Source organism: Cellulomonas carbonis (genome assembly GCF_014636275.1).
Classification (GTDB): domain Bacteria; phylum Actinomycetota; class Actinomycetes; order Actinomycetales; family Cellulomonadaceae; genus Actinotalea; species Actinotalea carbonis.
This window is the reverse complement of the sequence record NZ_BMEB01000001.1, coordinates 1-19,543: the sequence shown is the minus strand read 5'-3', so window position 1 is coordinate 19,543 and position 19,543 is coordinate 1. Positions and strand designations below refer to the sequence as shown.

General features: G+C 70.8%; 22 protein-coding genes and 1 pseudogene. 17 read left to right on the top strand and 6 right to left on the bottom strand.

Annotated elements, in window-relative coordinates:
• Positions 1-135 precede the first annotated feature (135 nt).
• The 10 genes from IEV86_RS00110 (at position 136) to IEV86_RS00065 (ending at position 9,422) form a co-directional block, all read left to right on the top strand.
• Positions 136-687, top strand: a complete 552-nt coding sequence (locus IEV86_RS00110; protein ID WP_043603825.1) for an SAF domain-containing protein — start codon at positions 136-138, stop codon at positions 685-687.
• Entirely contained in the window at positions 684-1,451 is a 768-nt protein-coding gene (locus IEV86_RS00105; RefSeq protein WP_052425948.1) for a CpaE/TadZ family protein, read from the top strand. Before IEV86_RS00110 ends, IEV86_RS00105 begins: the two co-directional genes overlap by 4 nt.
• Position 1,452: 1 nt before the next feature.
• Positions 1,453-3,027 carry a TadA family conjugal transfer-associated ATPase gene (locus IEV86_RS00100; protein WP_202595139.1) on the top strand — a complete coding sequence of 525 codons (1,575 nt, stop codon included), beginning with the start codon at positions 1,453-1,455 and terminating at the stop codon, positions 3,025-3,027.
• 188 nt (positions 3,028-3,215) lie between these two features.
• Positions 3,216-3,890, top strand: coding sequence for a type II secretion system F family protein (locus IEV86_RS00095; protein WP_229734414.1), 675 nt, complete (start codon positions 3,216-3,218; stop codon positions 3,888-3,890).
• Positions 3,887-4,777 carry a type II secretion system F family protein gene (locus IEV86_RS00090; RefSeq protein WP_043603735.1) on the top strand — a complete coding sequence of 297 codons (891 nt, stop codon included), beginning with the start codon at positions 3,887-3,889 and terminating at the stop codon, positions 4,775-4,777. The genes IEV86_RS00095 and IEV86_RS00090 overlap by 4 nt, the downstream gene beginning before the upstream one ends.
• A gap of 25 nt (positions 4,778-4,802) precedes the next feature.
• Positions 4,803-5,006, top strand: coding sequence for a hypothetical protein (locus IEV86_RS00085; protein WP_043603738.1), 204 nt, complete (start codon positions 4,803-4,805; stop codon positions 5,004-5,006).
• Positions 5,007-5,114: 108 nt separating this feature from the next.
• On the top strand, positions 5,115-5,474 hold the full coding sequence (locus tag IEV86_RS00080) for a TadE/TadG family type IV pilus assembly protein (RefSeq protein WP_043603741.1): 360 nt from the start codon (positions 5,115-5,117) through the stop codon (positions 5,472-5,474).
• Entirely contained in the window at positions 5,471-5,926 is a 456-nt protein-coding gene (locus IEV86_RS00075; RefSeq protein WP_043603744.1) for a TadE/TadG family type IV pilus assembly protein, read from the top strand. The genes IEV86_RS00080 and IEV86_RS00075 overlap by 4 nt, the downstream gene beginning before the upstream one ends.
• Positions 5,923-6,366: a pilus assembly protein TadG-related protein gene (locus tag IEV86_RS00070; RefSeq protein ID WP_052425949.1), complete on the top strand. Its 444-nt coding sequence runs from the start codon at positions 5,923-5,925 to the stop codon at positions 6,364-6,366. The genes IEV86_RS00075 and IEV86_RS00070 overlap by 4 nt, the downstream gene beginning before the upstream one ends.
• Positions 6,363-9,422, top strand: coding sequence for a LysM peptidoglycan-binding domain-containing protein (locus tag IEV86_RS00065; RefSeq protein WP_043603747.1), 3,060 nt, complete (start codon positions 6,363-6,365; stop codon positions 9,420-9,422). The genes IEV86_RS00070 and IEV86_RS00065 overlap by 4 nt, the downstream gene beginning before the upstream one ends.
• A gap of 253 nt (positions 9,423-9,675) precedes the next feature.
• Here IEV86_RS00065 and IEV86_RS00060 read toward each other — a convergent pair whose 3' ends face one another.
• Both IEV86_RS00060 and IEV86_RS00055 read right to left on the bottom strand, forming a co-directional pair.
• Positions 9,676-10,218 carry a TetR/AcrR family transcriptional regulator gene (locus IEV86_RS00060; protein ID WP_043603749.1) on the bottom strand — a complete coding sequence of 181 codons (543 nt, stop codon included), beginning with the start codon at positions 10,216-10,218 and terminating at the stop codon, positions 9,676-9,678.
• A 14-nt stretch (positions 10,219-10,232) separates the two neighbouring features.
• Positions 10,233-10,814, bottom strand: a complete 582-nt coding sequence (locus IEV86_RS00055) for a sugar O-acetyltransferase (protein ID WP_043603833.1) — start codon at positions 10,812-10,814, stop codon at positions 10,233-10,235.
• A gap of 37 nt (positions 10,815-10,851) precedes the next feature.
• On the opposite strand from IEV86_RS00055, the gene IEV86_RS00050 reads away from it, so the two are divergent.
• The 5 genes from IEV86_RS00050 to IEV86_RS00030 all read left to right on the top strand — a co-directional run bounded on the left by IEV86_RS00050 (position 10,852) and on the right by IEV86_RS00030 (position 15,739).
• A complete protein-coding gene (locus IEV86_RS00050; RefSeq protein WP_043603752.1) occupies positions 10,852-12,084 on the top strand; it encodes an MFS transporter in 1,233 nt (410 codons plus the stop codon).
• A 31-nt stretch (positions 12,085-12,115) separates the two neighbouring features.
• The gene (locus IEV86_RS00045; protein WP_052425950.1) at positions 12,116-13,099 is read left to right on the top strand and encodes a phosphotransferase; all 984 of its coding nucleotides are present in this window, start codon (positions 12,116-12,118) and stop codon (positions 13,097-13,099) included.
• A 354-nt stretch (positions 13,100-13,453) separates the two neighbouring features.
• Positions 13,454-14,197: a hypothetical protein gene (locus tag IEV86_RS00040; protein WP_043603755.1), complete on the top strand. Its 744-nt coding sequence runs from the start codon at positions 13,454-13,456 to the stop codon at positions 14,195-14,197.
• Positions 14,198-14,527: 330 nt separating this feature from the next.
• Positions 14,528-14,914, top strand: a complete 387-nt coding sequence (locus tag IEV86_RS00035) for a hypothetical protein (protein ID WP_043603758.1) — start codon at positions 14,528-14,530, stop codon at positions 14,912-14,914.
• Between the two features lie 114 nt (positions 14,915-15,028).
• Positions 15,029-15,739, top strand: coding sequence for a hypothetical protein (locus IEV86_RS00030; protein ID WP_043603761.1), 711 nt, complete (start codon positions 15,029-15,031; stop codon positions 15,737-15,739).
• Between the two features lie 8 nt (positions 15,740-15,747).
• Here IEV86_RS00030 and IEV86_RS00025 read toward each other — a convergent pair whose 3' ends face one another.
• From IEV86_RS00025 to IEV86_RS00010, 4 genes are all read right to left on the bottom strand, one after another.
• On the bottom strand, positions 15,748-16,143 hold the full coding sequence (locus IEV86_RS00025) for a hypothetical protein (protein WP_043603764.1): 396 nt from the start codon (positions 16,141-16,143) through the stop codon (positions 15,748-15,750).
• The gene (locus IEV86_RS00020; protein WP_161784020.1) at positions 16,140-16,313 is read right to left on the bottom strand and encodes a hypothetical protein; all 174 of its coding nucleotides are present in this window, start codon (positions 16,311-16,313) and stop codon (positions 16,140-16,142) included. Before IEV86_RS00020 ends, IEV86_RS00025 begins: the two co-directional genes overlap by 4 nt.
• Before the next feature lie 161 nt (positions 16,314-16,474).
• On the bottom strand, positions 16,475-16,681 hold the full coding sequence (locus IEV86_RS00015; RefSeq protein WP_152605564.1) for a hypothetical protein: 207 nt from the start codon (positions 16,679-16,681) through the stop codon (positions 16,475-16,477).
• A gap of 107 nt (positions 16,682-16,788) precedes the next feature.
• Positions 16,789-17,169: a hypothetical protein gene (locus tag IEV86_RS00010; RefSeq protein ID WP_043603772.1), complete on the bottom strand. Its 381-nt coding sequence runs from the start codon at positions 17,167-17,169 to the stop codon at positions 16,789-16,791.
• A gap of 172 nt (positions 17,170-17,341) precedes the next feature.
• On the opposite strand from IEV86_RS00010, the pseudogene IEV86_RS18220 reads away from it, so the two are divergent.
• Both IEV86_RS18220 and IEV86_RS17765 read left to right on the top strand, forming a co-directional pair.
• Positions 17,342-18,565, top strand: a pseudogene (locus IEV86_RS18220) (IS5 family transposase); the annotation flags it as partial.
• A 201-nt stretch (positions 18,566-18,766) separates the two neighbouring features.
• Positions 18,767-19,369 (top strand): hypothetical protein, encoded by a 603-nt coding sequence (locus IEV86_RS17765; RefSeq protein WP_229734413.1) that lies wholly within the window; start codon positions 18,767-18,769, stop codon positions 19,367-19,369.
• The last annotated feature ends 174 nt before the right edge of the window (positions 19,370-19,543 follow it).

Here is a 19,543-nt window from a genome sequence, read left to right as displayed (position 1 = left end):
GGAACCATGACGACAACGACCAGCACCACGGTCACTGGCAACGGCCGGGCCAAGCCGGCCCTGCGGGCGCCGGTGGTGGTCCCGCCGAGGGGTCGGCGCCGCCCGGGTCTGGTCGTTGCCGGGGTCGCGTTGGCGATGGTTGGGGCGCTGGTGGCGGTGTGGCTGGTGGCGTCCGCCGGTCAGCGGACTGGCGTCGTCGTCCTCGCGCGCGACGTGCCCTACGGCGCGACAGTAACCGCCGATGATCTACGGGTCGCGCAGGTGTCGTTGGACCCGACGGTCGCCTCCATCCCCGCGGACGCCGTCGGGACGGTGATGGGTCAGGTCGCTGCGGTCGGTCTCGTAGCAGGGTCGGTGCTGGCCCCGAACCACGTCACCGCGGCCGGTCCTCCGCGCGAAGGGGAGGTGGTGGTACCGCTGCCGCTGCCGCCGGCACGGGTGCCGGCACGTGGCCTGGTAGCGGGTGACCACGTGCTCGTGGTCGACACCCCGCCGGAGCAGGCCGAGCCACCGTCGGTCGACCCGGCCATGTTCGAGGTGACCGTGGCGGCCGTCGGCGCGGCGGACCTCAATGGGATGGTCGTGGTCGACGTGGTCGCGGCCGCCGACGACGGGCCGGCGTTGGCCGCACGGGCAGCCACGGGCCGGTTTGCTCTGGTCGTGCGGCCCTCGGAGGTGGCGCCGTGAGCGTCGTGGCGTTGTGCTCGGCGGGCGGGGCGCCCGGGGTGACGACCGCGGCCCTCGCCCTGGGTTGGGTGTGGCCCACCGCAGAGCCCGGGCGTCGGGTGCTGGTAGTCGACGCCGACCCGGCTGGGTCGGGTGTCGTGCCGGGATGGGCACAGGCCGGTGTGGCCAGCGATGGTGGCGTGCTCGCGCTCGCCGCCAGCCGCCTCCCCGTGACTGCCGACACGCTGCTCGAGCACTGCCTGACTCAGGACGCGGACGCGCGCCGCCTCGTCCTGACCGGGGTCGGATCCTCGGCGCAGGCCCGCACGCTTGCCCCGATCTGGCGGGCCATCGCCGACGCTGCGACGGACCTGGATACCGCAGGCGTGGACGTGGTCGTGGACGCCGGGCGACTGGGTCACCGCTACGAACCCACAGTGCTGCTCGAGCGGGCGGACGTAGTTGCGCTGGTCTTGAGTCCGACCCTGAGCTCGGTCGCCACTGGCATGCACGCGCTGCACGCTCTACGCGAGGTCCGCGGCCCTGCCGCGACCACGACCGCTCTCGTGGTGGCGGGTGGTGGTCCCTACGGCGCGGGTGAGATCGGTCGCGAGCTCGGCCTCGACTCGGTGCCCGTGCTGGCCCACGACCCATGGGCGGCGCGGGCGCTTGCTGACGCTGCCACGAGCGGGTGGCGCTTCGACCGGTCACCGCTGCTGCGTTCGGCGACCACGCTCGCCCGGCACCTCCGGGCGCTGATCGCCCCGGTGAAGACGCGGGTGTGACATGACCGACCTCGAGCGCTACCCCTGGGGTCCGCCGCCGTCGGGCCGGAACGGTACGGCCCGCAACGGCGTCGTCAACGGCCACGCCCACCTCGATTCGGGCTTCGGTGAAGCGCCCGGCTGGGGCATAGCTGCCGGGGCAGCGGCACCCTCACCTGCCACGGTCGGGCCCACGTCGATTCCGGCCCCGGTCATGGGCGCCGACGAGGGGGTTGTGCCGGGCCCGGCGGTTCCGGATTCGGTGGTGGTGCGTCAGGTCCGGCGTGTGGTTGCCGAGCGCCTGGCCGCGCGGCTGCAGGTCGAGGGGGTCGCGGACGTGGCCGCGCGCCGGGAGCTGGCCCGGTCATTGGTCGCCGACGAGCTGTCGGATCGTGCCCGGGCACGGGTTCATGACGGGGCGGACGCATGGTCGGCGGTTGCGGAGATGGGGATCGCCGCGGCGGTGATGGCCGACCTGTTCGGGTTGGGGCGCCTGCAGCCGCTGGTGGATGACCCGGCGGTGGAGAACATCGAGGTCGACGGGTACGACCAGGTGTGGGTCTCCTACGCCGACGGCCACGACCGTCGCGGCCCGGCCGTCGCGGACTCCGACGCGGAGCTGATCGAGATGATCCAGCTCCTCGCCGCCCGCAGCGGGTCAGCGGAGCGCACGTTCTCCTCCGCGCACCCGTGCCTGCACCTACGCCTGGAGGACGGCTCACGCCTGGCGGCGATGGCCTGGACGACGCCACGCCCGCACGTGGTGATCCGACGCCACCGGGTCCGCGACGTCGACCTGGACCACCTCGTGGGCTTGGGCACGGTGGACACGGTGCTGGCGGGGTTCCTGCGCGCGGCGATCGGCGCGGGCAAGAACGTGGTGGTGACTGGGCTGCAGAACGCCGGCAAGACGACCCTCGTCCGCGCGCTGGCGAACGAGTTCGCCCCGGTGGAGCGGTTCGCGACCATCGAGAAGGAGTACGAGCTGCACTTGCACGACCTGCCCCACCGCCACCCCCGCGTGGTCGCCATGGAAGCCCGCGAAGGATCAGCGGAGAAGGACGCCCATGGCCGCCGTGCCGGGGAGATCACGCTGACCGATCTGGTCACCGACGCCCTGCGGATGAACCTGCGGCGGATCATCGTCGGGGAGGTCCGCGGCCCAGAGGTTCTGCCGATGCTGGAGGCGATGTCCACCGGCGACGGGTCGCTGTGCACGCTGCACGCCCGCACCGCCCAGCACGCCATTGACCGGATCGTCACCCTGTGCCTGTCCGCCGGGGTCTCGATGACCGAGGCCTTCGCCTACCGCTTGCTGGCGGGCTCCGTCGACCTCGTTGTCCACCTGACCTTCCTGGACCACTCCGCTACCGGCGGCGCCAAGCACCGGTTCGTCTCCGACGTCGTGGAGATCAGCGGCCTGGGTGAGGGCTTCCGCCCCGCGACGACGACCGTGTTCGGTCCCGGTGCGGACGGGCGGGCGGTGCCGCTGCACCGGCCTACCTGCCTGGACGACCTGATCCGAGCCGGGTTCGACCCGGTGTTCCTGGACCACCGCAACGGCACGTGGCACGTCCCCGTGGACGGGAGGTCGTGATGACCTCCGTCCTGGCGGCGCTGGCCGGCGCGACCGCAACCACTGGGCTGCTCATGGTGTGGGCTGGTGCGCGCCGGTCGACCGCCTCGGCACGCCCGCGCCCGGTCCGGCGGCCGTCCCGCCGAAGGGTCACTCGGGTTGGGTGGGATCGGTGGCGCTGGGTCGTCGCCGGCGCGGCCGGGCTGCTGGTGTGGGGGGTCTCCGGGTGGCCGGTTGCCGGCGCGCTGGTCACTACGACCGTCATCGGCCTGCCGGTCCTGCTGGGCACCGGGGCGGTCGCGGCGCGGCGGATCGGCCGGGTCGAGGCGATCGAGGAGTGGACCCGACGCCTGTCCGACATCCTGATCGCCGGCGTCGGCCTGGAGCAGGCCCTGACCACCAGCGTCCGCACCTGCCCGCCAGCACTGGCCAGCGAGGTGCAGGCTCTGGGGGCGCGGCTGTCGGCTCGGTGGCCCACCGAGCAGGCGCTGCGCGCCTTCGCCGACGACGTCGACGACGCCGCCGCCGACCTCGTGGTCACCGCCCTCGTCCTGGCCTCCCGCCGGCGCGGGCCCGGTGTGGCGCGCGTGCTTACCGCGGTCGCGGACTCCGTCGCCGAGGACGTCGCGGTGCGCCGCAAGGTCGAGGCCGAACGTGCCAAGCCCCGCGCGACCGCCCGCGCCGTCACCCTCATCACCCTCGCCGTGGTCGCGGTCGGGGCGCTGAACGGCGCCTACCTCGACCCCTACACCACCCCACTGGGCCAGGTCGTCCTGGCCGCGATCGCTGCGGGGTTCATCGGCTGCCTGGTGTGGATGCGCGCGCTGACCCTGTCCCCGCCCGAACCGCGGTTCCTGACCGGTGAGGCGGTGAGCCACCCATGACGCTGTGGCCGGTCCTGCTCGCCGGTGCGCTGGTCGGCACCGGGCTGACCGTCGTCGCCGCCGGCCTCGTGCCCGCCGCACCGGACCTGCACGCCGCCCTGGCCCGCCTGGACCCGCGCACCACACGGCCGCAGGAGACGGTCGGCGGTCCGCGGCTCCTCGCCGGTGCCCGCCGACGGGTCGTGCCCCACCTGGTGGAGACCCTCGGGCTGCGCCGCTACGCCGCGGACCTGCACATGCTCGACCAGATCCCCGAGGAGCTGGCTGCCCGCAAGGTCGGCTACACCCTCCTGGGCTTGGCGTTCCCCACGGTGCTGGCGGCCGCGGCCGGGGCGCTGGGCGTCTCTGTGCCATTCGCCGTGCCGGCCGCCGCCGCGATGGTGCTGGCAGGCGCGTTGTTCGTGGTCCCAGATGTGGACCTGCGCCGCCGCGCCACCACCGCCCGCGGCGATCTGCGCCGAGCCACGTGCGTCTACCTGGAGCTGGTCGCCCTGGAGCGGGCCGCCGACGCCGGCACGACCGAAGCGTTGGACCGCGCCGCCACGGTCGGCACCACCCGCGAGTTCGCCCGCATCCGCGCCGCGCTCCTGCGCGCAGAGGTCAACGGCAGACCGCCGTGGGACGGGTTGAGCGACCTCGCCGACGCCACCGGTGTGGCCGAGCTCGGCGACCTGGCCGACATCATGCGTCTGTCCGGCCACGACGGTGCCGCCGTCTACGCCACCCTGCGCGCCCGCGCCGCTTCACTGCGCACCCAGTTGCTGACCGCCAGCACCGCCAAGGCCAACGCCGCCTCCGAGCACATGGTCGTCCCCGTCGCCCTGCTCGGGGTCGCGTTCATGGCGCTGGTCGCCTACCCCGCCTTCGCCCGCATCCTGCTCAGCTGACCCACCACACCCCTCGGAGGACACCATGCCCATCTACCCCGCACTGCTAATCCTGTCCGGCTACGTCACCGCTCTGCGCCGCACCGTGCGGGACAGGCTCGGCGACCACGACGTCGGAGCCTCCACCCTTGAGCTCGTCATCATCATCCTCGGGCTGATGGCCGTCGCCACCCTGCTGGTGGTCGCCGTGACCGGTGCCGTCCAGCGGCGCGTCGACCAGATCACCTGACAACCGACGACCATGACCACGGCCTCACCGCCCCGCAAGGACGCGACCCGGCGTGCCCGGTGCAGGCGCGCACGGCCGGGGTGGGGCGGTGACCGTGGGTCGGTCAGCGTGGAGCTGACGATCCTGTTCCCGGTCCTGCTCCTGGTGGTCACCGGGGTCCTGCAGTCCGGGCTGTGGTTCCACGCCCGATCGGTCGCCCTCGCCGCAGCCCAAGAGGGCGTCACCGCTGCCCGCACCTACACCGCGGACCCCACCGCCGGGGCGACACGCGCCCGCGCGTTCATCGACGCCCACGGCGCCGACACCCTGACCGACCCCACCGTCACCGTCACCGCCCCGAGCCCGAACCGGGTCAGCGTCCAGGTCACCGGACAGGCCCTGTCGCTGCTGCCGGGTGTGCCGGGGATGGCGGTGACGCAGTCCGCCGACGGGCCCGTCGAGCGCCTCACCACGGCCGGTGACCCATGACACCCACCACACCCCACCGGCGCCCGGTCCGCGCACACGCTGGTGACGCGGGCAGCGCGACGCTCGAAGTCGCGATCCTGACCCCAGCGCTGCTCCTCTTGCTCGCCTTGGTGGTGTTCGCCGGGCGGGTGCAGGTGGCCGCCGGGGCCGTCGAGCACGCCGCAGCGGTCGCGGCCCGCGAGGCATCCCTGACCCGCACCGCCGGCGCCGCCCGCACCGCCGCGACGACAGCAGCAACGATCGACCTGGACGGGCAGGACCTGCGCTGCGCGACGTCCACCGTCACGGTGGACACCGCCGGCTTCGCCAGGCCCCTGGGCAGCGGGTCGCACGTCACCGCAACCGTCACCTGCACCGTGTCCATCGCCGACCTGGCCATCCCCGGACTACCAGGGACCAGGACGCTTACCGCGACGGCCACCTCACCGCTGGACCGGTACCGGGCCCGATGACCACCCGCCCGCCCCGCTACCCCGCTCCGCAGGAGGACCGGGGGTCGGTCAGCGTGTTCGTCTGCATCGCCGTCGTCGGACTGCTCGTCCTGGTCGGCCTGGTCGTGGACGGCGGGGTGAAGCTACGCACCGGGCAGCGTGCGGACACGGTCGCCGCCGAAGCCGCCCGCACCGGCGGCCAAGCCGTCGCCGTGCCGACCGTCGTCGGCCACCAGCACGTCACCGTCGACCGCGCCGCCGCCGTCCAGGCCGCCACCACCTACCTGACGACCACCGGACACACCGGCACCGCGGCCATCGGCCCCGACGGGAGCACCATCCAGGTGACCGTGACCACGACCTCACCGACCACGTTCCTCGCCCTGATCGGCGTCACGTCACTGACGGTCACCGGGCACGGCGAAGCGGCCCTCGTCCATGTCACCGGAGCCGGGCCATGAACCCCACCTACGCCCCACCGCGCCCACCCGCCCGCACCACCGGCGACATCGCCCGAGGCGCCGGCGCCCTGCTGGCCGTGGTCGCGTTCACCGTCGGCGTCCCCGTCATCCTCGGCGTCGTCGCCCCACTGCGGCGGCCGCGGATCTCGGCGACCTGGGACTCGTTGCCCGGTGCGCTGACGCGAGCCGATGACGGGAGCCTCCTGTTGGTCGTCATCACCGTCATCGCCTGGGCGGCGTGGGCGACTTTCACCACCAGCGTCGTCCTGGAGCTCATCGCGACCGCCCGGCGCATCCCCGCGCCGAGCCTGCCGATGCTGCGGTGGGCCCAACGCAGCGCCGCCCACCTGGTCTCCACCGCAGGACTGCTTCTGAGCACCGCCGGACCCGTCATCGCCGCGACCGCCCAACCCATCATCGCCGCCCCCGCACCGGAAACCGGCGTCGCCCGGCCCAGTGCAGTGATGGGTGCCCCTGCCGCTATGACGGGTAGCCCGGACCCGATGACAGCCAAGCCCACCACGGCGACAGCGACCGCCGGCGGAATGGCGGGTCACGCGATCCCGATGACGGGTGGTCCAGCCGGCCCGGCTGCAACCACGCAGCCGGTCGTCACGGTCACCCGCGGGGACACGCTGTGGTCACTGGCCGAACGCCACCTCGGCACTGGGCACCGCTACACCGAGATCCGCGACCTGAACCTCGGCCGAGCTCAACCCGACGGGAACACCCTGACCGACGCCCACTGGATCTACCCCGGCTGGCAACTCCTCATGCCACCCGACGCCACCGCACTGCCCACGGCCACGCCGGGTCCACCCGCCTCGCGGCCCGCCACGACGCACGAGGTCCGCCCGGGCGAGACCCTGTGGGTCATCGCCGCCACGCACCTGGGCGACGGCAGCCGCTACCCCGAGATCCTCGAGGCCAACACCGGGATCACGCAGCCGGACGGCTCGACGCTGACCGATCCAGATCTCATTCGCCCCGGCTGGCGACTGACCATCCCAACCGCGACCAGCCCACACGCACCACCGCCCGTCCGGGTGACCGCGCCAGCCGCGGTAGGCGCTCCCCCGCCGTCAGCTGAGGTGGCCGACACCCCGGTCGGGGCGGGCTCGCCGGCGACCTCCGTGCGGCCAGACATCGACCGCGGAGCCGACGTGCCCTACGCCAGCATCGAGCCGTTCGACACGGCTCAAGCAGCGGTCGCGGGCGACGACGTCGACCGTGAGGACACGGCGGCAGTCGCGCGGCTGTTCCTCGGGCTCACCGGCTTGGCGGCGGTCGGCCTCATCGGCGAACTCACCCGCCGCCGACACCTGCAACACCGACGACGCCGCACCGGCCAGCGCATCGCCCTACCCGCCCCCGCGTCCCCCGCCGACCACGCCGAACGAACCCTCCGCCAAGCCAGCACCCCACTAACGATCCCCCAGCTCAAGCAGGCACTGCAGAACCTTGCGAGCCGCAGCTACACCGCCGAACGAGACCTCCCCCGCATCACCACCCTGCTCCTGAGCCAGCACACCCTCGAGCTCCACCTCGCCGACGCCGACCACCACCCGATCCCCCCGTTCGAGGCGACCAGCCCCACCACCTGGGCTGCTCCGACGACCGCACTCGTGCAGGATGAGCCGGCCGAGCGCGACCCCGCCTGCCCCGAGCCCTACCCGGCACTGGTCACCATCGGCCACACCGACGACGCGACCGTCATCGTCAACCTCGAAGCCGCCGGCACACTGACCATCACCGGCGACCCCACCGCCGCCCACGACACGCTCCGCGCCATCGTCACCGAACTGGCAACCAGCGACCTCACCGGACGCATCGGCCTGATCACCGGGCCCAGCTACGCGAACCTCGCCGCGGCGATCGATCCCACCCGGCTACAGTGCGCCGATGTGGCGACCCTCCCTACCCAGCACGATGCGCGACGTCCGGCCATCGCCAGCGTGCTCGAGGGGGTCGGAGCCGACGACACCCTCCAAGCCCGGTCCGACCGCACCGGCGACGACACCTGGCTCCCCGTCATCTACGTCCACGACCACCCCGCCGATGACTGGGCACCACCAGCACCGTGGTCCGGCTCCATCCTGCTGACCACCGGCTCACTCGAAAGCGCTCCCTGGACCATCGACGTACCCAGCCACGCCAGCGCCCGCCTCGAACCGGCCGACCTCGCGTTCGTCCCCCAACGCTTGACCGAGTCGCACCTCGCCGACCTGGTCGATCTCCTGAGCACCGCGGCGACACCGGATGCCGATGCCGGGACTGGGCAGCCTGTCCCGACCGGCACCGACGAGCCAACTGCCGCGCTGCACGCCCTCCCGCCACCGGCACACGTCGACCACCGGAACCAGGCGGGGACGCCCGAGACATTTGCCTTGCGGATCAACCTCCTCGGACCGATCGAGATCGCCGGGCTCCCCCCGAGCCCCAGACCCCTGGGAAGACGCTCCACCGAGCTGCTCGTCTACCTCGCCCTGCGCGGCAAAGCCACCGGACCCGAGCTGGATGAAGTCCTCTGGCGAGGGCGCCGCGTCGACAACCAGACCCGCAACAGCCTGCTGTACCGCACCCGCCAACGCGTCGGCGCCCACAACCTCCCACCCGTCGACCCCGACGGGCACTACCGCCTCGGCCCGGACGTCACCAGCGACTGGGAGGACTTTCAACACCTAGCTCGGGCGGCCTACCGCTCCGAGGAACAGCGGATCGTGCACCTCCAGGGAGCGCTGGAACTAGTCCGCGACCGGCCCCTCGCTGGGCTGTCCGGCGATGACTACACCTGGGCAGACCACGACATACAAGAGATCGCCAGCGCCGTGGTCGACGCCGCCCACATCCTCGCTACCGAACTTCTCACTACTAACGACACGGGCGGGGCCCTGTCGGCGGCGACCAGTGGCCTGCTCGCGGAACCCTGCTCCGAGCTCCTCTACGACGACGCAATCCGAGCGGCTCGCGTACGCGGTGACACCGACCGAGCGCACCGGCTCGAGGCTCACCTCAGGACCACGCTCGAAAACCTCGACCCGGACTACGTCGCCTGAGCACCCTCAGGCCGCCCCCGGTCGGCTCTCAATGAGTCATGCACCAACCGCGGGCTCGGCGGCCCGCCAAGCAACACGACCGCCCGCCGTGTCCGCGCTCATGCCGATGTGCGGATGGCGTGTTGCCCTCGTCGGCGGGACGGTCGGTTGAACGGCGCAGACGGTCCCGGTCCAGTTGATCGTTTCCCGAGCCACTGGCACGGCGGTTTCTCGGCGATCCCCTGTCGTCGAGGGTCGCGCATCCATGTGCAGGTCAGTCGGTGAGGGTCAGAGACATAGTGTCTTCGGTGAAGTGTCGGTCGGGGGGCTCGAGGTCTAGGGCGCGGTGGATCGACAGTCCTTCGATGAGGGCATCGACGCGGCGTGCTTCGTCGGGGGTGAAGTGCCGTTCGAGCTCGTGCCTGCTGGCGGCCATCCAGTTGCGGGTGATGTCGCGGAAGGCCGGCTTGCGGGCGGCGAGGGTGTAGAGCTCGAAGGTGAGGATTAGGTCGCGGTTCGCTGTGCTGGTGTCGCCGTGGATCAGGTCTACGACCGCGGCGCGGGCCTGGTCGCGACCGGTCGCCGCTCGCAGAGCGGTCTCGAACCGCGCGATCCCCGTCGCGGCGAAGCGCATGAACGCCTCACGCAGGAGATCGTCCATGCCGTTGAAGTGGTAGGTCATCGACCCCAGCGGAACGTCGGCGCGGTCGGCGATCGCCCGGTGGGAGGCGCCGGCCACGCCGACCTCGGCGATCACGTCCAGGGCGGCGTCGATGATCCGACTGCGCCGGTCGGGGTCGTGACGGCGGGTGCCCATGGGCGGATCTTCTCTCAGAGCGTCTTGACGACGCGGGCGGGGTTGCCGACTGCCACGGACCGGGCGGGGACATCTCGTGTCACGACGGCACCGGCGCCGATGACCGCGTGATCGCCGATGGTGACACCGGGTAGCACGATGGCGCCTCCGCCGATCCAGACGTTGTCGCCGATGACGATCGGCTTGGCGGCCTCGAGCTTGTCCCGCCGCATCTGGGGGTCCAGCGGATGGGTGGGGGTCAGCAGCTGCACGTTCGGGCCGATCGCGCAGTCGGCCCCGATCGTGATCGGTGCGACGTCCAGCGCCATCAGCCCGTAGTTGATGAAGGTGCCGGGCCCGACGGTGATGTAGGTGCCGTAGTCGACGTGAACCGGCGGGCGGATGTGGGCGGTGGGGTCCAGGCTGCCGAACAGCTCGCGCGCGATCGCCTGCGCGCCGTCCACGTCGGTGGCGAATGCCGCCAAGAACTGCGCGGCCAGCGTGATCCCACGCTGCTGGGCGGCCGCGATCTGAGGATCGTCGGCGGCCATGTAGAGGTCACCGGCGAGCATCCGCTCGTGGTTGGTCCTGGGGTCACCCGCGAAGTAGTCCGTCATGCCGACCACCGTACAACCGATGTGTACGATCGTCCACATGACGTCTGTCGCTCCCGTATCCGCCGCGGTCCGCCCACCGTTCAGCCGCGCGACCGCACGCCGCCGCACGGCGCTGTTCACGGTGATGCTCGCGGTGGGCATCGGCACGGCGTCGTGGGTGGTGCGGACCCCAGCCGTACGCGACCTGCTGCAGGCGTCCACCGCGCAGATGGGGTTGATCCTGTTCGGCCTGTCGGTCGGCTCGATGACCGGGGTGCTGTCGTCCGCCTCGGTGGTGCGCCGGCACGGTGCGCGCCTGACGATCGCCGTCGGCGCGTTCACGTTCGCCGCGGGCGTCGGTGTGGTCGGTGTCTCGGCGCAGCTGTCCTGGGCGCCCGGCGCCTTCGCCGGACTCGCCCTGGTGGGCTTGGGTATCGGGCTGTGCGAGATCGCGATCAACGTCGAGGGTGCGGCCATCGAGATCGCGTCGGGCCGATCGGTCCTGCCCATGCTGCACGGCTGCTTCAGCCTGGGCACCGTCCTCGGGGCGGTCGCGGGTATCGGTCTGAACGCGATCTCGTTCCCAGTCGTCTGGCACCTGGCGGGTGTCGCCGCCGCGGGTGCGGCGGCCATGGCGTGGGCGATCCCGTCGGTGTCCGCCGACACCGGCCGCGCTGCCCAGGGGTCGACGAACGGGCCGGGGTGGCGGGCGCAGCTCGCGCAGTGGCGCCATCGCCGGATCGCGTTCCTCGGGGCGATCGTGCTCGCGCTGGCGTTGGCGGAGGGATCGGCGTCCGACTGGCTCCCCCTGCTGATGGTGGACGGCCACGGCGTCTCGGCGACCGCAGGGTCGGTGGTGTTCGCCGGGTTCGCCGCGGCGATGACGGTGGGCCGTTTCGCCGGTGAGCCGCTGCTGGCGCGGTTCGGCAATGCCGCGGTGCTGCGGGCCAGTGCACTGGTCTCGGCCGCCGGGATCGCGGTCGTCGTCTTCTCTGACAGCGCCGTGCTCGCGGGCTTTGCCGTGGCCCTGTGGGGGCTCGGTGCCGCCCTGGGGTTCCCGGTCACCCTGTCGGCCGCCGCGGACAGCGACGATCCGACCACCTCGGTCGCGGCCGTCGCAGTGGCCGGGTACTTGGCGTTTCTCGTCGGGCCACCGCTGTTGGGCTTCCTTGGCGAGCACGTCGGACTGCGTGGCGCGATGCTCGTGGTGCTCGTGGTGGTCGCCGCGGCGAGCCTGCTCACCTCCGCGGCACAACCCCGCGCCGCGGTCGATCGGGTGGCCGCCGCGTGACTGGCCCGACCGACGGGAGGCTGTTCGTCCGATGACCAGCGCCAGCGAATTGGAACAGGCCATCTTCGGGGTCGACACCGCCGGGCACATCGACGGCTGGCTAGCGTCCGTCGTCACCAGTCGGCTCGGCACCGGCATCGACCGGATCGAGTTCCGCGCGGGCCGCGTCGACGCCGTGTACGGACTGCGGCTCGATGACGACCGCGCGGTCGTCCTCAAGGTCCATCGACCTCCCGTGGGAATCTCCCACCTGGAGACAACCGACGCCGGGCTGCGTCACCTCAGCCGACACGGCTACCCATGCCCCGACCCCATCGACGGGCCGGTGCTCATCGACGGACACGTCGTCACAGTCCAGTCGCTGCTCACACGGGGAACTGCCGGCGACGCACACCGGCCCCCCGTTCGCCGGGCGATGGCCGCCTCCCTTGCGGAGCACATCGAAATCCTCACCGGCATCCCCGGTGGAACCGCAGCGCTCGCCCCGCGGCTCGGCCCCGGGCCAGCGTGGACCCAGTACACCGGCGGCCCCTGGCCCACACCGCACGAACCGATCTTCGACTTCACTGGCACACCGGCCGGCTGGGAATGGCTCGACGACTACGCCCGCGAAGCCACCGCCGAGCTCATCCGCCTCCACAGCGTCAGCCCGACCGTGATCGCCCACGCCGACTGGTACGCAGGGAACCTGCGCTTCGAGGACGACCGCGTGGTCGCGGCATTCGACTGGGAACTCATCGCCGACCAGGAAGCCGTACTGGTCGGACTCTCCGCCGGGGGGTACCTGGCAGACGCCGCGCCGAGCCCCACCGAGGTCGCCGACTACATCGACGACTACGACAAAGCCCGTCCCCTGCACACCGACGGCCGACGCGCCGCCGCGACCGCAGCCCGCTGGATGCTGGCCTTCAACGCCCGCTGCGACCTGTCCATGCTCGAAGACGCCCCCGCACCAGGCTCAGCACTACACCGCCTCGCGACCGACCGAGAGGCCTACCGGCTCATCCACCCGTGATTCGACGGCGGCCTTCGCCGCATGACGGGTCATGGACGGAGTTCCCAACCGTCGCCGTGGCACGCACGGTCATGCTGCACTGAGGGCGGCTACGCTCGCCTGAATCTGCCGCCATCCGTGTCCCCAATGGCCGGGCACTGGAGCGCCTGTTCCTGCGAGCGGGTCCACGGTGAAGTGGCCGAGTCTCGGCCACGCCCGTAAACGGCTCACCGTCTCGGTCGCTGTGGGCACCTCCCGTGCGCCGTTCTACGTCGATGCCCTCGCGCGTCATTTGCTGAAGACGCACCGGCTGATCCTCCACGACCCCGAGTGAACGGCCACGGGCGACGAACGGTTTGTCAGTAGGATCGCCGGGTGGACTTTGACAACGCGGCCGGTCACCTGCACCACGTGCTCAGCGTCCTCAAAACTCAACCCAGTGAGGTCCTCGGTACCGCATGGTCTGAACTTCTCGGCATCGACCTCGATGATCGGGCCGCTCTCTTCCGAGCGATCGCCGCGGTAGCGGAACTACCCGACCTCGCAGTCAAGCAGATCGAAGCAACACCGGGGGTCACCCTCGAGCTGTACACCCGGTGGCGGGCACCGGTGCACGCTGCGATGCAACGCGCGCATCTGCTGGAACAGCAGGCCCAGCAGATGGTCGCGCACTACTCGGAGACCCATCTTGCGTACCTCGAGGTCTGCGCCGAGCGCATCGCCCAGCACGGCACCGCCCTCCGGGTCAACGACGATGCCCTAGCGGAAGCCCGCGGCCTCGCAGACGAAGTGCTCGAGCTGCTGCGCGAGGCGACAGAGCTGCCAGCCGAGGTCCGAGAGTTGCTGGTGCGACACGCAACCGCCCTGCGCACCGCCCTAGACCTCGCGGACGTCCTCGGTGGGCAAGCCATCCAAGATGCAGTCGCCGGCGTGATCGGCGCGGTCGCCCTGGCGGAGCGAGCCAGTACGAGCGCCCGCCAGTCCAAGAGCGTTCAGCGTCTCTGGGAGGTGCTTGACCGCTTCACGAGGTTGACGAACCTCGTCACGGGCACGGCTGGCGCAGTCGACGAGTTAGCGCCCGCCGTTGAGCACGTGATCCGACAGATCACGTCTGGATGACATCCACCCTTTGCCTTGGAGCGCGCCCACCAGCAGCGGAGCAGTGAACCCCGAGGATCTCGGCGAAGCATGCAGGCGGCGCACGCTCCTGCCGCGCTGAGGGCGGCTACGCTCGCCCGGATCTGCCGCCCTGAGGGCGGGCTACGCTCGCCCGGATCTGCCGCAGGTTGCCGTGAGGCGTGGCGAGATCCTGCCGCCCGCGTCGGCCGATCACCGATCGAGCGGACACAGCCTGCTTCGTGCCCCTTCAGAGGTCCGGTGACGGCGCCGAAGAGTGGAAGGGCAACATGCCCACGGCACGGCGCGTCCCCCGGACTGGTCAGGAGGAACATGGCACGGCTCACGATCGAGTCCGGCCTGATTGCAGTCGAGCTCTCGCCAGCCGAGCGACTCGCTTGCGCTCACTTCAGCGCCCAGCCTGTGGCACCAGCGGCGGCAGTGTCGGATGTGAAGTTCATCGACAGTGTCACGCAGCCGATCGTGGACGAGGTGCTCAACGTGGGGTGGCCGGCCTGGTTCGGCTCGCCGATCCGAGTCCATACGCTCCACACCCGGGGGCGCACCTGGGACTCGGGCGCCCGCGCCATCGCGATCGCCTACTACAAGCAGCCGGCAGTCGCGATCTCCTTCAGGACAGGCCCGGGTGTTGACTGGGGGCTCTTCCTGCTTTCTGGCCGGACGAACGTCGCCACGACGTTGGAGCAGCTCAGGGCGTGAGCGATTGCCGTAGCTCCAAGGACGCTCGCCCGGTCTGCCGCAGATCGGGAGGCGACAGCGCATCCGACGGCCCTGATCGAGTCCGAGCGTGGACGGCGTGACTAACCTTCGAGCGTGCCCCGCCTCGCTTCGATCTGGGACTGCGCTGACGGTGCACACCTGCCGCCCGTCACGTCGGTCCGCGAGTACCAAGGCGAGCCGGTGATCGCGGTCGCCGCGACACAGCTTCACGCGAGGCACACCCGGACTCAAGCGACCAAGATCGTGGACGAGTGGGTGGAGTTCTTCTCCGCCGGGCCCTCGCCCATCACCGAGCTGCACTTCGTGACCCGCACCCCGAAACGCCTCTTCGCTGCGTTGGCGGGGCAGACGCAACTGCTCCGCCTCTTCGTGAAGTGGGGCGACTACGCCGACCTGTCGGCCCTGTCCGCGATGGACCAACTCGAGGTCCTCCGGCTCGGCGGAGCCTCCAGCGTGCGATCCGTCGAACCCCTGGCGGACCTAGACGCAACACTGACGCACCTTGAGATCGAGTCCCTGCGCGACGCCCATGACCTCTCCCCGCTCGGCCACCTGAACAACTTGGTCCAGCTGGACCTCGGCGGTGACTGGATGAGCCCGCGGATCGCGCACATCGACTCCATCACGTGGCTGCCGGGCCTACGGCGACTCGAGCATCTGCTGCTGCACACCCTGATAGTCGACGACCTCGACTACACCCCGCTGCTAGGCCTCAAGAGGCTCAAGGCGGTGCGAGTGATGCAGGCGCGGGGGATGCGACCCTCGCTCACGGTTCTGAGTGACCAGCTGCCCTGGAGCACGTAGTGCGGCAGCTACGAGGCGCGCTCGATGAGGCGGAGCGTCTGCGCGACGGCGGGGTAGGCGCGGGCCTGGGTGCTCAGCCATCCGCGGAACTCGTTGGGGAGGCAGTCGTAGGGGTACAGCCACGCCCGGGCGGCCTCGATAACCGACGCCTTCTCCTCGGGGTCGTCGGTGTAGTCGACTACGGCTCGCAGCGCGTCCCGGCCTTGTTCTCCCCCGCTGGCTAGCCGGGTGACGACATCCGCGAAGCCCTGGTCGACCTTGGTGTTCTCGAGTCGTTTGATGTCGGTTCGGGTACGGGCCCGCGTGATCGCCCAGTAGTAGTCCGCGCGGGGCTCGTCGAAGTCGGCCGGCTGGTAGTCCTTCGGACTCGGCGCCCAGTCCGGAGACAGTCCATCACCCCTCACCCGTCCTCCTCCGGTGATCGGCCTTCATCCGGCGTGACATCCATTCTTGAGGTTCGCCGCCGATCTCGTTCAGCGAGCACCTGGCTCACAGCGATCAGCATGGCCGCAGTGAACGTCCACCAGTTGCCGATCGCGGCGGCCGCAACACCGATGACAACAGCGATCACCATCAAGGCGACTCTCCAGCGGGGCACGACTCGAACCTGGCAGGAGATTCTCTCCAGCACCAGCCGTCAAGTCGGCGGGATCGCGCTGCCCCAGCGGACGACATCCGCTCATGCCGCCGTCCGAGCAGCGGTCGGCCAGGGCGTCCACCGGTCGCACGTGGTCGCTAAGCGCCGTAGCCCTTCGTCCTACGCCACAAGAACACCGCCACGAGCGCTAGGGCGCTGAAGAGCACAGCCGCGATGCGGATAAACAGCCGATCGCTGAAGACCGCCAGCACGAGCCAAGCGACCGCGAAGGTCGATGACATGATCAGCATCCAGTTCGTGAGGAGACGCCTGGACTCAGCTTCGTCGTCATCCTTCGGGCCCATCCCGGCATGATCGCAGCAGAAGCTAGTCGTCCGCATCTGCCGCACCGAGGGCGGCTACGCTCGCCTCGATCTACCGCTACCCGAGCCGTTCAGTTGGGATGTCGTCGCTAGTACCGCTCGCTGTGCGCTGTAGAGCCGTCCTCGAGCCGAACCGTCGTCTTGCCTCCTCGCCCTGCGGCCTGCTCAACGACATCGCCGGCGATAACGGCGCGCACGATCGCCTTAAGGAACTCAAGACCGTCTTCCGTGTGGTCGAGCTCCCACCGTCCGAACCGGCCTACCTCGATGATGACCTCGTCGACCATCTCCACCCACGCGAGTCCGGTGCTTGCAGGGTCGGTCGGGGCGACCGTGACGGTACTGATTCGACCGTCGCTGAGCTTGGCCCGTTCGATGGTCAGGACGTGGCCGTGCGCCGTCCGCAGTCCCTGCTCGAAGCCCAGCAACTCGCGAGCGATCTGAGCTTTGCTCATGGGCGCACCGGTCATCTGCTCATCATGACGGTGCAGCGTTTGACCCGCAGCGCGACCCAGAAGCCGCATCCGGATCTGCCGCGCTGAGGGCGGCTACGCTCGCCCGGATCTGCCGCACTGAGGGAGGGCTACGCTCGCCCGGATCTACCCCTGACACGGCGACCTCGCGGCATGCCGTACTGGTTGGATGCGTCCGTGGGGTCCTCCGGCGACTGGCGCAACTCGACCTGGTTCACCGTGGCGTTCGTCGTGTTCACGGTCGTACTGCCCGCTGCGGTCGCTGTCGTCCTGGATCACTCCTTCGGCACCCTGGCGCGAGCGACTGCGGCCGCTGTCGGCCTTACATCCCTGGGGGCTCTCGGCGCCTTCACGCGTCGCCAGATGCGCGGCGGCGGAAGGCGGAAGAAGCGCGAACCAGTCGACTCGCCTCGAAATCCCTAACCAACCCGTTCCAGTGATACTGCTCACGGCGGCCATCCGGATCTGCCGCGCTGAGGGCGGCTACGCTCGCCCGGATCTGCCGCATCCGCGGTTGTCGTGGCGGGTCCGCCCACGTAGACGGAGTCTGCGGAGGCCACGGTGTCAGCGGACCCTACTGGCTGTGTCCCTATCCGCGGCGACTGCGTCGGGACGTCAGGCGGGCACGGTCGGCGGCATGGCATACCCGAGTGACCTCACCGACGAGCAGTGGGCGCTGTTGTGGCCCGTGTTCAGCGCACCCGGCAAGCGCGGTCGCAGGCACAGCGGGAGCCTACGCACGGTGGTGGACGGCATGCTGTACATCGCGCACACCGGGTGCCAGTGGCGCTACTTGCCGGAGTGCTTCGGCCCCTGGACGCGCGTGTGGTCCCAGTTCCGTCGATGGTCGGCCAACGGGACCTGGGCCCGTGCCCTGACGGCCCTTCACACCACGGCGCGGACGGCCGCGCGACGGCGCGAAGCGGTGCCGTCGATGGTCGTCATCGACACCCACTTGGCCCGGGGTGCGTCCAACGGGGGACGGACCTTCCACGACCGGGGTGGGCCGTACGGACGCACCAAGGGGGCCAAACGCGTCGTCGCTGTGGATGTCACCGGCCTGCCCGTCGCGGCCTTGGTAGTCCCGGCTTCGACACACGAGAACCACGCTTGCGACCTCGTGCTCGAGCACCTGGCCGAACAACGCGCCCTGGAACGGCTCGAGCTCGCCCTGGTGGACCGCGGAGTCACAGCCGCGGCCGCCCACAGGCTTGGGCGACGTCATGGGGTGGAGCTCCGCCGGGTCGGGTGGGAGGACAAGCAGCCGGTGTTCCGTCCACTTCGACATGCCTGGCGGGTGGAGGTCGCTCACGCCCGCATCGGCCGCAGCCGAAGCCTGGCGAAGTCCTTCGAGAACACCACCGCCTCTGCCACGGCTTGGCTGCAAGTCGCCTGCGTCGCAGACATCCTCCGCGTCCTTGCCGAAGCTCAGGGCGCGGCGGGCAGGCGCCGGGTCCGCCACGGCCGGCCCCGCGGGCTGCGGTGCGGCCGCCGTCGCATGAGCACGCACGGAAGAGCTGCCGGCCGCGGACCGGGAGTCGGATGGACCTGTCCCGGCAACCCGGCGAGGGCAGGACGCGACTACCCTCAACCCGTGCGCGAAGTGCCCCCCCGCTTCCCCTGGGAGATCCCGGTCGAGTCGGACGCACTCGTCGGCGGAGCGCTTGCTGTAGCTCGGCCGGCAGCCTCGACGGACACGGAGGCGCGCCTCAACGGACTGCAGGACGCGATGGTTGCGGAGCGTTACCAGGCACTCCGGGCGTTGGTCTGGGAGCGGGCCGGCGGCGACCAGTCCGCACTCGAACGTTTGCTGGTCCTGGAGGAGAGCGACGCCGAGGTCTCGTGGACACGGTGGCAGACAAGCCTGTCCAGGTGCGGTGTCAACGATGACGCCGTCGTGATCGAGGCAGCCCGGGCTGTGTGGGAAGCGCTGGGCCCGAACGCATACGCACTGCACTTCAAGCACCGACCGCGGACATGGCGAGGGTTCCAGGAGGGAAGAACCTGGCTCCAGGTTGGGGTACTCGGTTGCGTCGCTCTCATCTTCGCCGCGTTCATCACCGATGAGCGGGCCGGAGTCCCGTGGTGGATCTGGCTACCTGCTGTCGTGGGGTGGCCCCTTCTGGTGTGGCGCATCTTCATCGCCAGCTATCGGCGCCGTGCGCGCGTCGGCGGCAGGGAACTTCCGCACCTCTGACGGGGCCCAATGGGCGGTGCACGGCGCACCCCCGGGGATAGTGACACAGGGGTCTGCTGCACGGATAGGTGACATCTTGACCTGCCCCACGCCCTGGTTACCACTTGTGGTGTGGTGGTCAGGCGGGGATGAGGGGCAGTTCGGAGCGTAGTTCGAACTCGATCGGGCTGAGGT

Coding starts and splice junctions, on each gene's coding strand:
- IEV86_RS00100 (WP_202595139.1), top strand. CDS start 1,453: ATGACCGACCTCGAGCGCTACCCCTGGGGTCCGCCGCCGTCGGGCCGG.
- IEV86_RS00010 (WP_043603772.1), bottom strand. CDS start 17,169: ATGACCGGTGCGCCCATGAGCAAAGCTCAGATCGCTCGCGAGTTGCTG.
- IEV86_RS00015 (WP_152605564.1), bottom strand. CDS start 16,681: ATGGGCCCGAAGGATGACGACGAAGCTGAGTCCAGGCGTCTCCTCACG.
- IEV86_RS00045 (WP_052425950.1), top strand. CDS start 12,116: ATGACCAGCGCCAGCGAATTGGAACAGGCCATCTTCGGGGTCGACACC.
- IEV86_RS00075 (WP_043603744.1), top strand. CDS start 5,471: ATGACACCCACCACACCCCACCGGCGCCCGGTCCGCGCACACGCTGGT.
- IEV86_RS00070 (WP_052425949.1), top strand. CDS start 5,923: ATGACCACCCGCCCGCCCCGCTACCCCGCTCCGCAGGAGGACCGGGGG.
- IEV86_RS00110 (WP_043603825.1), top strand. CDS start 136: ATGGTTGGGGCGCTGGTGGCGGTGTGGCTGGTGGCGTCCGCCGGTCAG.
- IEV86_RS00060 (WP_043603749.1), bottom strand. CDS start 10,218: ATGGGCACCCGCCGTCACGACCCCGACCGGCGCAGTCGGATCATCGAC.
- IEV86_RS00050 (WP_043603752.1), top strand. CDS start 10,852: ATGACGTCTGTCGCTCCCGTATCCGCCGCGGTCCGCCCACCGTTCAGC.
- IEV86_RS00055 (WP_043603833.1), bottom strand. CDS start 10,814: ATGACGGACTACTTCGCGGGTGACCCCAGGACCAACCACGAGCGGATG.
- IEV86_RS00065 (WP_043603747.1), top strand. CDS start 6,363: ATGAACCCCACCTACGCCCCACCGCGCCCACCCGCCCGCACCACCGGC.
- IEV86_RS00020 (WP_161784020.1), bottom strand. CDS start 16,313: ATGGTGATCGCTGTTGTCATCGGTGTTGCGGCCGCCGCGATCGGCAAC.
- IEV86_RS00085 (WP_043603738.1), top strand. CDS start 4,803: ATGCCCATCTACCCCGCACTGCTAATCCTGTCCGGCTACGTCACCGCT.
- IEV86_RS00035 (WP_043603758.1), top strand. CDS start 14,528: ATGGCACGGCTCACGATCGAGTCCGGCCTGATTGCAGTCGAGCTCTCG.
- IEV86_RS00090 (WP_043603735.1), top strand. CDS start 3,887: ATGACGCTGTGGCCGGTCCTGCTCGCCGGTGCGCTGGTCGGCACCGGG.